We start from the raw sequence: 13,035 nt of genomic DNA on the forward strand, positions 1-13,035 counted from the left end.
GGCCTTCTATGATCTCCACTCCCTTGTATTTGCACAGACGCTTAAATATTTCGATCAAATCTCTCCTCACTTGATTATAGATCTCTTTCCGTCTATACTTCGGGGTGAACACGATATGGTATTTGCACATCCACTTCGTGTGAGCTAAACTATAGCTCTTGTTTGCCATCTAAGACCATTCCTTTCTTTTATTGAGCCTGAACATCTCAATTTTATGGGAATGGTCTAGTTGGTCAAACCTTCGTTCCTCCACCCGCATAGCGGGTGGTTTTTTGTTTCGCACGCTTCACGAGCTCAACTGGCTAAAGCCATAATAAAAAGCCCTGTTCCGCTCCCGGAACAGGGCTTTTCGATATTAAGCTTGCAGCTCTTTGATAATGTCGCGAATGGCGTCCACAATCGGAGTGACCGGCCGGCCCAGCAAAGCTTCCAGGTCGCCGCTTGGAACGTCCAGCGCCCCTTCGCGAATCGCGCTTTGGATGGAGACGAGGAACGGAACTACCGGTTCCGGTACGCCTGCACCGCGCATCGCTTCGGCATAAGCTGCATCGTCAACATGCTGTACAGGAACTTCACGGCCCAGAACTTCGCCGATTTGTTGTGCCAGTTCATCATGCGTCAGCATCGGTCCCGACAGCTCATAAATTTTGTTCTCATGGCCATTGCCGGCCAACACCGCTGCGGCCGCTTGCGCGTAATCCCCCCGCGTCGCCCAGCCTACTTTACCGTCTCCAGCAGAAGTGACCAGCGGAGCTCCAGCCAAAATGCCTTGGATCGAGCCGGTTTCATTTTCGATGTACCAGTTGTTCCGCAGGAAAGCGTAAGGAATGCCCGTCTTCGCAATCGCTTCCTCGGTCGCTTTATGAACGGGGGCTAGCGCCAACGGGTTCGACGCTGCATTCACCACACTCGTATACGCGATGAACTTCACGCCGGCACGCTGAGCGGCCTCAACAGCTGCCATGTGCTGACGAATCCGCGTATCGTTGTCCCCCTGGGTGGATACGATCAGCAGCCGTTCCACACCAGCAAAAGCCGTGTCCAGCGAAGCCGGATCGTCAAAATCCCCTTTGCGCACATCCACGCCGCGCTCGCTGAGCGCACTTGCTTTCTGCGGATCACGAACGCTCACCGCCAACTGCTCTGCCGGCACCGAGGCCAGCAGCGCTTCCACTACCTTGGCGCCGAGTTGCCCCGTCGCTCCTGTCACCAAAATCTTCATCCCAGACTCCTCCTATCAAATGGATTACCATGAAGTCTACGCACTCACCTGTAACTATTATAGTTACAAACCGTCGGTAAGTCAAAAGCTTCTTGAATGAAGCAGGGGGCCGACAACAAGGTGGGGCGGGTAGACATATCCGTCAAGCTGCTTGATCGACCTCTTCGTTACTCCTCTCGCAGCAACTCTTTTAGCATACCCTCCCGACGATTAACGAACTCCTTCATGATGATATAATGGTCAGTCTCTTCAAGCGTAGTTTCCTCGATCCCGTCCGGCGTGAGCTGATACATCCGACTGTCCGGGTAGGCCATCAGGATCGGCGAATGCGTGGAAATGATAAACTGGGAGCGACGTCCAACCAGCTCATGAATCCGTGACAGCATCGCCATCTGCCGAAACGGGGACAACGCCGCCTCCGGTTCGTCCAAGATGTACAGGCCATATCCGCTGAAGCGGTTCATAAACGCGGCAAAAAACGATTCCCCATGCGACATCGTATGCAACGATTTCCCTCCATAGGAGTCGACGATCCGCGGCGGACTAACCCACGCAACATTTTCCTGGTCCAGTTTATCGATTTCCGTCGCTAGATTATAATAACTCTCCGCCCGGAAAAAGAACCCGTCCCGCGGCCGCGTCGCCCCCCTGATCGTACGCAAATAACGATGCAGCTCGGAGTGAGTCTCGGCTGTCGCGAAGCTGAAGTTCATCGTGCCGCCTTCCGGGTTAAATCCAAGGGCGACGGCGATGCCCTCCAGCAGCGTGGACTTGCCCATCCCGTTCTCGCCGATAATGTATGTGACTTTCGGATGGAACTCCAATTGCCCTAGCGATAAGACCGCCGGTAAATGAAAAGGATAGTCGTCAAACGTCGGAACCTCGTCCCGCTGTAACATGATTTTCCGCAGATAGGCGTTCCACTCCATCAAGCGTCCGCCTCCTCATTGGCTGCATCCAAGCCGCCATGGTACAAGCTGTAATAGAATCCGCGACGCCGCAGCAACTCTTCATGCGAGCCCTGCTCGATCAAGCGGCCTTCCTTCAAGACCAGGATCTTGTCAGCCTGACGGATCGTGTTCAACCGGTGGGCGATCACGAAGCTGGTTCTTCCTTGCATCAACCGCTGCAGGCCCTCTTGAATCTTGATCTCCGTCACGGTGTCGATGCTGCTCGTCGCCTCGTCCAGCACAAGGATAGAGGGATCCGCCAAAATCGCCCGTGCGATCGCCAGCAGCTGCCGTTGCCCTTGGCTGATGCCGCCGCCGTCCGCGCCAAGCACCTTGTCGTAGCCGCCCGGCATCCGCACGATAAAGGAATGGGCGTTCGCCAGCTTGGCAGCCTCCTCCACCTCCGCATCGGTCGCATCAAGACGACCAAAGCGGATATTGTCGCGGATTGTGCCCTGGAACAGGAACGAATCCTGCAGCACAAACGCCATCTGTGAACGCAGGCTGTCGCGCCGGATCGTGCGGATATCGCGTCCATCAACGGTGATCGTCCCCCGGGAAGGTTCGTAGAAACGCGAAAGCAGCTGAATCAGCGTCGTTTTGCCGGCACCCGTCGGCCCGACCAAAGCGATCGTTTCACCCGGCTTCGCGGTAAAGCTGATGTCCTCTAACGTATCGCCGCCCTCGTTTTTATTTTCCTCATAAGAGAAATACACATCAGAGAAGACCACCTCGCCCCGAACGGACGTCAGCTCTGCCGCCCCTTGTTCATCGCTGGCTTCGACCTCCTCGTCCAGCACCTCAAACACGCGCTCCGCCCCGGCGATCGCCGACAGCAGCGTGTTCCATTGGTTCGCGAGGTCGTTCAGCGGCCGGGTGAATTGCCGTGCATACTCCACGAACACTACGATCACCCCAACGGTCACGCCGGCACGACCGTTCACCGCCAGCACCCCGCCGATCCCCGCAACAATCGCAAAGCTAAGGTTGTTCAATCCGTTCATTAGCTTCGGGATGAAGCCGGAAATGGTCTGCGCCCAGAAGCTGGAGCTGCGGATCGCCCCGTTGCGTTCACGGAAGCCCTGCAGCACCCGGTGCTCTTGTGAGAACGCCTTGATAATCCGCTGACCCGACAACGTCTCCTCAATGTAACCGTTCAGGTTGCCGAGATCCTGCTGACGTCGCTTGTACAGCGGCCCCGTCCGTTTCGTGATCCAACGCATCCCGGCCATCATCAGCGGTACAACAAGGAACGTCAGCAACGTCAGCAGCGGGCTGAGGTACAGCATCACGCTCAGCGTTCCGACCAGTGTCAGCACGCTGGAGAAAATTTGGATCGCCGAGCTGTTCAGTGTGGAGCTGACATTGTCTATATCATTGGTTAACCGGCTCATGATCTCGCCCTGTTGACGCTTGCCGTAATAAGGAATCGGCAGCCGGTGCAGCTGGGCGAACAGCTCGGAACGCATGCGATACACCGTTTCTTGGGCGATGGTGATCATCCAGATATTTTGCAGCCAGGAGGTGAGTGATGATCCGGCAAAAACTAACGTTAGTCCAACGAGGAACAGCACCCACGGCCGCCCGCCGCCAGCTTCTAAGTAGTCATCAATGGCCACCCCAACCAGATAAGGCCCCAGCAGCGCTAATCCCGAGCTGAATACAACCATCAGCAGGACCGCAGCCAGCCGCGCTTTGTGGGCAGATAGATAACTCCAAATTCGGCTTAAGGTGGCGGACCAATTTTTTGCCCGCACTTTAGGCCGTACCCCAGGTCCACCGCCATGACCGGGCCGGCGAGACGCGGGAGCCGCCTCCTGACGCGAGTCTCCACCCTGCGATGGCGATAGTGCATCCAGCTTCGGGTACGGATGCCGAAATGGCTCAGTGAAGGTCTTGAACGACATGAGCTTCCGCCTCCTTTCCCAGCTGGGATTCGCAAATTCGTCGGTACAATTCCGAATGCTGCAGCAATTCCTCGTGCTTGCCGCTGGCGATCAACCGACCGTCATCCAAGAGGAGGATCAGGTCCGCCGTCATCGTGGAGCTGATCTTCTGCGTCACGAGCAGCGTCGTGCAGGACAGGCGTGAGATCTCCTTCAATAGAGCCGCCTCTGTACGGACGTCCAGCGCGCTCGTGCTGTCGTCCAGAATCAGGATCGCCGGGCGACGGATCAACGCCCGCGCGATCGACAGGCGCTGCTTCTGTCCGCCGGACAGATTCACGCCGCGTTGCCCCAGCCGCGTCTCATAGCCCTGCGGCTGGCGCTCGATCGTATCGTGGATCTGCGCCTGCCGGGCGGCGGTCCGGATTTGCTCCAAAGTCGCGTCCTCCCGCCCCCAGGCGATATTTTCCCGGATCGTGCCGGAGAATAACATCACTTCCTGCGGCACATAGCCGATCGCGCGGCGCAGCCTTTTCCGGTCCAGCTCGCGAAGGTCCGTTCCGTCGATGAGGATCGTCCCTTCCGTTGGTTCATACATGCCTGGTATCAGCTGGACCAGCGAGGATTTCCCTGAGCCGGTGGCCCCCAGGATCGCGATCCGTTGTCCCGGCTCCGCCGTAAATGAAATCCGCTCCAGCGCCATCACGTCACGTCCCGGATAGCGGAACGATACCTCGCGGAATTCAATGCGGCCTTGAATCGAAGCAGCCTCTTCTTCCACATCCGCGCCGCTTGCCCCTCCTGCTCGGTTTTCCCGCTCGCCAACCGGATCGTTCTCCTCCAGCACCTCACGCACCCGTCCGGCAGATGCCGCTCCCCGCGACAAGGAGCTCATGATCCAGGACAACGCCGACAACGCGCCAATCGTACGCAGTGAATAGTTAATCACAGCAACGACTTCCCCCACGCTGGCCCCCCCGTCCGCAATCTCGATTCGACCAAACCACAGCACCGCGATGATCCCCGCGTTCATGATAAACAGCAGGAACGGCATCGTCGTCTCCGTCAGCTTTAGCGCGGCGACGGTGCCCTCCCGCAACGCGCGGTTACGCTGCTCGAAACGCCCAATCTCGTGCGACATCCGGACGAACACGCGGATCAGCCGCATCCCGGTCAGGTTCTCCTGGATCAGGCCGTTCACATGATCCGTTCGCCGCTGCACCGTACGAAATAAAGCAGACGCTTTTCGGATCATCCACAGGACAAACGCCAGCAAGACGGGAACGGTCACCGTCAGCAGCAGTCCCAGCTTCACATGCACAACCAACGCCATCACCACGCTCCCGACAACAACGAGCGGTACCCGGGACGCAAAGCGCAGACACATGAAGATCACATCCTGCAGCACCGTAATATCCCCGGTCAGCCGAGTGATCAACGACGAAGCCGCAAACCGGTTAAACACTTCATACGAAAAAGATTGCACCTTCTCATACAGCTTATCGCGCAGATCGTACCCAAAGCCTTGGCTTACATGGGAAGCGAAAAAGGAACTGGCGATCCCGGCGAGAAATGCCGCCAGCGCGCTCACCATCAGCACCCCGCCCCAAATCCAGGCGACGGACACCGCGTGCTGCCGAATCCCGTGGTCGATGATCCGCGAGATAATCAGCGGTTGAACCAGTTCCACCGCCAGCTCAATCAGCAGCATGACGATCGCGGAGACGGCGGCGATGCGGTATTTTTTGAGAATAGCGGTCATGACGGACATCCTGATACCTCCAGTGCGGGTGATTCCGAAAGAATCGTCAATTTGGTAAACTATGTTGTTTTATTATAAATCAGTTGGGAAGGCTTGTGTATTTTTCCAGCGGCAAACTTCATACAAAAACACGATAGCAAAAAGCCCCTCCTGCCCGGAATTCACCGGTTGACAGGAAGGGCATAACGCAAGCCTTTAGTTTAATTCTGGTCCCCAACGATAAATTGGTAAATGCTTTCCACCTTCTCCTCCGTCAGCTCGCCGCTGTTGTCAAACACCAGAATCGAGGAAGACGGGATGTCCCAATTAATCTCGGGTACAAATTGCACGCGGTGCTTGAAGTCATCCCAATGCTCCAGCTTCCACGTATCGCGGTCCGTACAACGCTCGATAATCCGTTCCTTCTGGGTATCCATGTCCTTGAGCGTCACGACAACCACCTTCACGTCCACTTCTTGCTTGGTGAGGCCTGCCTCTTGAATCAGCTTTTCGATCCAGTCTTTGTTCTTCAGTTCCGCCGTGAACGGGGAAATCATAAATACGTTTTGGCCGGCTGCCAAATTTTCGATGCAGATGTCCCGGGTTGTCTCGTATTCCAGATCACGCAAGTGTTCCTTGTAAAAATCAGAATCCCGATCGTTCACATCCAGACCGTTCATCGCCAGAATCTTCTCGACACAGCGGCCGCCCACTGTATCCCGATCCAAAAAAGCCGCCGGCATCCGTCTTGCCAGCTTGCGAGCCACCGTCGTTTTCCCCGTACCAGCGACTCCTACGAAAAAGACCAATTTCAACATGATGTCCAAAAATCCCCTTTCGACAATTGCGAGCAGATATCCCTTTAGTCCTATTGTACCATGTTTTGTCCGATTGCGTCGTTGGCTGCGGTCAGAAGAAAGCCGATTTCTTCGAGATCGCTTCGATCCGCAATCACTCGGCGGCATTCCATCGCGTCCCCAAAAAAAAACGACCCCGGGAGGCATCCCGGAGCCGGTGAGGTTGGACTCTTCACAATCCAATCCGAAGTGGATGTGATTCACTCAAGTTTGGCTTAAGACTGCTGGCGCAGGCGCGTTTCCCGGGCCAGCTCCTTCACGTTCTCCTCCAACCGGGTACGCAGCTCTCCAGCGATATCGAAGCCGCCGGTTTCCGTGCGAGCAACCTGAGCGTCCACTGTGTACACACCGCCCAAAATATAGCGTGCACCGAGCGCAGACAGAACCGGCTTCAGCGCATAATCAATCGTCAGCAAATGCGCCAGGCTGCCTCCAATAAAGAGCGGCAGGACGACTTTGCCGGCCAAGCCTTTTTGCGGAACAAGATCGAGGAACGTCTTCAGCACGCCGGTATACGACGCCTGATACACCGGGCTGGCGACAACCACTGCGTCAGCCGCTGCAACGAGCCCGTTCGCTTTGACGATCGCTTCACTTTCAAATTTGGTATGGATCAAATCCTCCGGCGGCAGCTCCACCACATTCACATGACTGACTTCGAAGCCTTCACTGCGCAGCAGTTCCTCCGTCAGTGCAATTACGCCGCTCAACCGGGAGCCTGGTGTTGGACTTCCGTTAATAATCGTCACTTTCATTTCGGATTCTCCCCTTATCTGTGACGGAGTTCGTATGCTCACGAACCCCGGCCTTTTGTCTAAATTTTAAAACGATGCTATCAATATTTGCTTGAAAAGTCAATGCAACCCGCACTGCTCAAAGACGATCCGGCTGCAAGCGGCAAACGGCGTATACCAGCCAAGCCAACCTTCAACGCAGTTCGATCCATCTGGCGGCGGCTTGTCAGCCTGCTTCGCTACAGTGCCTCGATGATGTCCCCGGCGATGAGGGACGCCGGGTTCCCTTGCCGGGCCGCGGCCGCGCGCTCGCCGGCCTGGCCGTGGAGGTACACGCCAAACGCCGCCGCTTGCACGGCGTCCAGGCCTTGGGCGAGCAGCCCGGCGATCAGGCCGGTCAACACGTCCCCTGCGCCCCCGGTAGCCATGCCGGGGTGCCCGGTGACGTTGACGAACACGCGGCCGTCCGGGGCCGCTACGACGGTGCGCGCGCCTTTCAGCACGAGCGTGACGCCGTGCTGAACCGCATAGCTGCGCGCCAGCCCGATGCGGTCCCGCTGCACCTCGGCCGTGGAGAGGCCGGCCAGCCGGGCCATTTCGCCGGGATGCGGCGTCAGAATCGTCGCCGCCTCCCGGCGCGGCCACGCCGCCGGCGCACCTGCGGCGGCGAGGATGTTCAGGGCGTCCGCGTCCACCACCAGGGGACGCGGGGCGCCCTCCCACACGGCGCGCAGGAAGCCGTCCTCGCCCGGGAAGCGGCCGAGCCCCGGGCCGATGGCGAGCACGTCGCGCGCCGCCTCCAGCAGCCGCAGCAGCTCGGATGCGGCTGCGGCGTTCCAGGCGCCGGCTTCGCCGCCGGCCGGCGCCAGCATCAGCTCGGGCACGGCCCCGAGCACCTGCGGCAGCAGCGCCTCCGGCAGCGCCCACGTGACGAGGCCGCTGCCGGCGCGGAGCGCGGCTTTGGCGGCCAGCAGGCCGGCGCCGCTCATCGTCAGGCTGCCTGCCGCCAGCAGCACGTGCCCGTACGTGCCCTTGTGCCCGTCGGCGTCGCGCCGCCGCCCCGGGTCCACCCCAAGCTCACCGCGCAGTGCCTCCTCGGTGAGCAGCACCCCGGCTTCCGCCATGCCCGGCGGAAGCGCGCGGGGAATGCCGATATAGCGGACGATCACGTCCCCCGCGGCCTTTGCGCCCGGATATTGCGTCAGCCCCGCCTTCAAGAAGGCGAGACAGACGGTGATCCGGGCCTGAATGCACGGGTCGTGGACTGCGCCGGTATCGGCATCCAGCCCGCTGGGGATGTCGGCTGCCACGATTGGCAGCCGGCTCTCATTCGCCTCCCGAATCAGGGAGGCGTAGGCCCCCCGGGGCGCTCCCTTCGCCCCGGTGCCCAGCAACGCGTCCACGATCCCCGTCACCCCGCGGGATCGGGCCGCCGCCACCGCGCCGGGCGTGTACACCTCGCCCGGCAGCCCCAGCGCTGCAGCGATTGCATGCTGCAGCGCGGCTTCACCGCTGAGTCGCTCCGGCTCCTCGGCGTACAGCAGGCTCACCCGCACGCCTGCATCTGCAAGATGGCGCGCGCACACCAGGCCGTCGCCGCCGTTATTTCCCTTACCGATGAGAATCAGCCAATGTTCCTCCTCCGGCGAGCCGCCTAAATCCCGGTCCCAGCTGTCCAATCCAGCTGGCCGCTCGCGAATCGTCTCCTCGGAATACTCCGGAAGCCGCCCTTCCCGCCGCTGCCGGCAAAAGAACAGCACTTCCTCGGCAATGGCCCGCCCGGCGTTCTCCATTAACGCGACCGCCGGAATGCCAATCTGCTCAATCGCGTAGCGGTCGATGGCACGCATTTGCTCGGATGTCACGAATTTCATTGGTTCTCCTCCCCCAACGGTTCTAATACCCTACAGTAAAACGGGTGCCGATATAATACGGGTCCTCCGCTTCGTCCAGGAGGGCTGCGGCATAATCCTCCGCCGTAATCCGGCTGTTATCTCGCTCGTCAACGACCAAGCGGTCTAACCCTAAACGGAACATCCCGGTGCGCTTCCCCGGCTCGATCAGCGCCGGCGGGCTTAATACCGTCCACTCCAGGTCCGACGCCCGGTAAAGGTTCAGAGCCTCTTCGTGAGCCCGGGCCAACGGCCGTACCTCCTCCGGGAACTCGGGCGTATCCATCAACCGCACACCTGGAGCAACTTCCAAACCGCCGGCTCCGCCAACCGCGATCAGACGGCGGACGCCGCCGCGCTTCACGCCTTCGATCAGCGATCGCGTGGCTTCCAGCATCTCGTCCTCCTCCCCGAAGCGCGGCCCATACGCGCTAATGACCAAGTCTTGTCCTTGGACGAGCCGGGCGATGGAATCGGGGACCAAAATATCCCCTTCCCTCAAGCTCAAATGCCCGGCCCGCTTGGAATCTGTCGGCACGAGGTCAGGTAACCCCGCCTCGGCCGCCCGCGCCGGATCTCTAACTACTGCTGTCACGTCATGACCGCGTTGCAGCGCTTCCGCCGCAATTCTTTTTCCAATCATGCCCGTTGCGCCAAATAATACGATCTTCATCTATCGGTTCGCCCTTTCTTCGCTGTTGGATGGGATTCCCAAGCTTTGCTGCTTACATTATAATTATCCTTCCCCCGCAAGTCCAAAAACAAAAGGGCCTCTTCCGCTCTGCAAAGCGATCAGAAAGCCCCAGATCCTGCTGATTCCTTAGCCCGCCTTTCCTATTACGAAGCTCAAGATCAAGATGATCAACACAATCGCCGTAATCACCACGTAACGGTAGTCCTTCTCTACCCAGAACAAAAAGAGGGAGATGAACACGCGAAACACCGGCGTTAAAATGAGCAGCAGCAAACCGGTCTGGATGATCGCCACTGACTTCAAGGCCAGCAACCCGGACATGATCGCACCAAAGTTGGTGGGGTACGTATCCCCCGGGTACCCGCTGTCGCCTGTGATCAAAAACTGGATGAGTCCAATCACGATCACAGCAGCCGCGAGCATGACGCCAACCCGGAGCATTTTGCTGATGGCCGTTTCGATCTCAAAGGTGCGATTTTGCGTTGTCTCGTTAGGGTCGCCCATGTCAGCCCCTCCATCCTTGATAGATCATTTGGAACGCTACGTATACCATGACGGGAATAAACAGCTTGCGAATCGTTTTACTTTTCATGCGCTGCATCAAGCGCGAACCGACGGTGGCTCCGATCAACACGCCCAAGGCAACGGGAGCGGATATTACCGGAATAATGTCCCCGCGGAGCAAATAGATCCCTGCACTAGCCGCCGCCGTAACGCCCATCATAAAATTGCTGGTCGCACTCGACACCTTCAGCGGCATTTTCATAAACACGTCCATCGCCATCACTTTAAAGCTCCCGCTGCCAATGCCGAGCAGCCCGGAAATAACGCCCGCACCGTACATGACTCCAAAGCCTTCATAGACGCGGTCTACGTTATAGGCCACGGTTTTGCCCAGCGCCTTGTCATAATACTCCCCTTGCAGCCCCAGCTTTTGGGCTACCGGATGCAGCGGAACGTTTTCCGGCACCTCTTGTTTGCTTTTTTTGATCATGGCATAGGCCGAGTAGAGCAGCAGCAAGGCAAAAATAAAATACAAAAACTGCGGGGCTATCCAAGCCCCGATAAACGCTCCGGTAATCGCCCCGACCGTCGTGGCGATCTCCAGAAACATACCGACCCGCAAATTGGTGATCCGATCGCGAATATACGCCACCGCCGATCCGCTTGAAGTGGCGATGACGGAAATGATGCTTGCCCCAATGGCATGGTTAATGTCCACGCCAAACAGCAGTGTCAGCGCGGGGGTCACGATAATTCCGCCGCCCAGTCCAAGAATCGAACCCACGACCCCTGCCAGAATCGCGATCATAAAAATTTCAATGACTGTTGTAGTCACTCCGATGGCATCTCCTTTGCCCTTTTCTCACCGGAGGGCTCCATCCGTTGCAAGCCTTCCCATGCTCCATGTTATCGTTGTCTCCAATACATCCCAAGTCCGCCAGGAGCGGTATATTCAAAGCCGAAACGCCGGTACAACTTATCTGCTGGCACATCCGCGATCAGGCTGACATAGGTTTGAGGCTGTGCCTGTTGCTCCAGAAACCTCATAATTTCGCTCATGATCCTTGTGCCAAGGCCTTTGCCTTGAAGATCCGGGCGTACGGCAATGTCCACCACCTGCAAAAAGCAGCCGCCATCGCCCACAACTCTTCCCATCCCCGCTAATCCTGCTTCATCATATAACGAGACGGCGAAGATGGAGTTTCTTAGGCCAATCTCTGCTCCTTCCGCGCTGCGCGGACTCATTCCCGCACGTTCACGAAGCCTCAGATAATCCGCAACTTCAGGCGCTTCGTATCGGATCTTCACCTCTGCCGCAGGATGTCCATTCCTCCCCGCACCGGGTTGTCCATTCATGTCTGCCCCGGGTTGTTCATTCATACCGTTTCCCTCCGCCCGCTGATTTTTTGTGTAAGTTTTCACCAATTTTCAAGTATAACATATTTTCAAAACTCCTGACTCAAGCTTGAATCCGAACGCCTCCTGTGCAATAGTGAAAGGAGGAATATGGAAAGGGTGATCATCGTGTCACTGTCGGAATGGGTTACCTGGCTACAGAGCCCTGATCATGCCGCGCTGGCTGCCTTTCTGGCATTGTCTGCGTTCCTTGCAATTTATATTACCTCACGCAACCAAATGGCTCGGGATGAGCGAATCCGGCTGGATTACGTCAACTCGACCTTGGAACGCTATGCGGCGGCTGCAGGATCGTTGATGTCTGCAACGGAATCCGCTTCGTCAACGCCCGCGGACCCCAGCGCCCTGCGGGACAAGCTGCTGGCTAGCCGGGCTGCGCCTTATGTCAGTGAAAATGTGCTCGCGCAAATCGCCGCTTACATCGAGGACGACGACGCCTCCCGGCTGCCTCTGCTGCTGAGAACCATCGAGCGGGAAAGCGAGACGCTGATCGCCGAACGGGACAAGCTCCTCCGCCACATGGAAGGGCCTGGCTGGGGGAGCTGGCTATGGCGTATGTTTCGCCCCGTTTTGCCAGGAGTACTCGCCGCCGCCTTCTTTATCTCGCTGCTATGGTTGTGGCGCTTGCTGGACACCAGTCTATCCGGCGCTGAAGAAAGCGGAAACGCGTGGGAGCTGGCGATCGGATGGATGCAACTGACCTCAAGTTGGTTTGCGCTGCTAACGCTTTCCCTGGCCGTGTTGGGCGGACGGAACCGGCATGTTAATGCGGTACCGGCTCGGTTGCTCGGCGCCGTGATCGCCGTGTTGGCTGTCGGACATTGGGCTGCTTCATGGCTGGCCCCATATCTGCTCGGGGCCCAGCTGCTCCTGTTTCTCGGCGGATTTCGCCTCAACAGCCGCAAACCGAGGAGGGCCCGTCCGTATGTCGGCCATGATCCGCTGCCGATGACCCCGCAGGCTTCAGACGGCGTCTCCTCCGAAGCCGTGCAGTCGCTAAGTCCTAAGGGCGGCGAGGGCGAAACGACGCAATAAACGCCAACAACCCCGATTCCTTGAGGCGGGACAGGCCTTCGGCCTGACCGCCCGGAATCGGGGTTGTTTTTTAAATTAGGGTGATGTTTCTGATGTTAATGATT

The 13,035-nt window shown here is 58.1% G+C and carries 13 protein-coding genes; 1 reads left to right on the plus strand and 12 read right to left on the minus strand.

The features are described 5' to 3' along the window. From M891_RS0118415 to M891_RS0118475, 12 genes are all read right to left on the minus strand, one after another. Positions 1-169 (minus strand): transposase (locus tag M891_RS0118415; protein ID WP_028538915.1); only part of this gene is annotated, 169 nt, incomplete at its 3' end. A gap of 186 nt (positions 170-355) precedes the next feature. Continuing rightward, positions 356-1,222 carry an SDR family oxidoreductase gene (locus tag M891_RS0118420; protein ID WP_028539841.1) on the minus strand — a complete coding sequence of 289 codons (867 nt, stop codon included), beginning with the start codon at positions 1,220-1,222 and terminating at the stop codon, positions 356-358. 167 nt (positions 1,223-1,389) lie between these two features. Beyond that, positions 1,390-2,151 (minus strand): AAA family ATPase, encoded by a 762-nt coding sequence (locus M891_RS0118425; protein ID WP_028539842.1) that lies wholly within the window; start codon positions 2,149-2,151, stop codon positions 1,390-1,392. Next, positions 2,151-4,079, minus strand: coding sequence for an ABC transporter ATP-binding protein (locus tag M891_RS0118430; RefSeq protein ID WP_028539843.1), 1,929 nt, complete (start codon positions 4,077-4,079; stop codon positions 2,151-2,153). The genes M891_RS0118425 and M891_RS0118430 overlap by 1 nt, the downstream gene beginning before the upstream one ends. Beyond that, positions 4,057-5,829: an ABC transporter ATP-binding protein gene (locus M891_RS0118435; RefSeq protein WP_028539844.1), complete on the minus strand. Its 1,773-nt coding sequence runs from the start codon at positions 5,827-5,829 to the stop codon at positions 4,057-4,059. The genes M891_RS0118430 and M891_RS0118435 overlap by 23 nt, the downstream gene beginning before the upstream one ends. 191 nt (positions 5,830-6,020) lie before the next feature. Further along, positions 6,021-6,617, minus strand: a complete 597-nt coding sequence (locus tag M891_RS0118440) for an AAA family ATPase (RefSeq protein WP_028539845.1) — start codon at positions 6,615-6,617, stop codon at positions 6,021-6,023. Between the two features lie 254 nt (positions 6,618-6,871). After that, the gene (gene ssuE, locus M891_RS0118450) at positions 6,872-7,411 is read right to left on the minus strand and encodes an NADPH-dependent FMN reductase (RefSeq protein ID WP_028539846.1); all 540 of its coding nucleotides are present in this window, start codon (positions 7,409-7,411) and stop codon (positions 6,872-6,874) included. Positions 7,412-7,629: 218 nt separating this feature from the next. Next, a complete protein-coding gene (locus tag M891_RS0118455) occupies positions 7,630-9,264 on the minus strand; it encodes a bifunctional ADP-dependent NAD(P)H-hydrate dehydratase/NAD(P)H-hydrate epimerase (protein WP_028539847.1) in 1,635 nt (544 codons plus the stop codon). 22 nt (positions 9,265-9,286) lie between these two features. Further along, on the minus strand, positions 9,287-9,955 hold the full coding sequence (locus M891_RS0118460) for an NAD(P)-dependent oxidoreductase (protein ID WP_028539848.1): 669 nt from the start codon (positions 9,953-9,955) through the stop codon (positions 9,287-9,289). Between the two features lie 147 nt (positions 9,956-10,102). Continuing rightward, on the minus strand, positions 10,103-10,480 hold the full coding sequence (locus M891_RS0118465; protein ID WP_028539849.1) for a DUF1634 domain-containing protein: 378 nt from the start codon (positions 10,478-10,480) through the stop codon (positions 10,103-10,105). Between the two features lies 1 nt (position 10,481). Next, entirely contained in the window at positions 10,482-11,288 is an 807-nt protein-coding gene (locus M891_RS0118470) for a sulfite exporter TauE/SafE family protein (RefSeq protein WP_374700833.1), read from the minus strand. Between the two features lie 98 nt (positions 11,289-11,386). Continuing rightward, positions 11,387-11,836: a GNAT family N-acetyltransferase gene (locus M891_RS0118475; protein WP_051417101.1), complete on the minus strand. Its 450-nt coding sequence runs from the start codon at positions 11,834-11,836 to the stop codon at positions 11,387-11,389. A 159-nt stretch (positions 11,837-11,995) separates the two neighbouring features. Here M891_RS0118475 and M891_RS0118480 point away from each other — a divergent pair, with 159 nt between their 5' ends. Next, a complete protein-coding gene (locus tag M891_RS0118480; protein WP_127576743.1) occupies positions 11,996-12,931 on the plus strand; it encodes a hypothetical protein in 936 nt (311 codons plus the stop codon). The last annotated feature ends 104 nt before the right edge of the window (positions 12,932-13,035 follow it).

It is taken from the genome of Paenibacillus sp. J14 (assembly GCF_000518465.1).
In the GTDB taxonomy this organism is placed as follows: domain Bacteria; phylum Bacillota; class Bacilli; order Paenibacillales; family Paenibacillaceae; genus Fontibacillus; species Fontibacillus barengoltzii.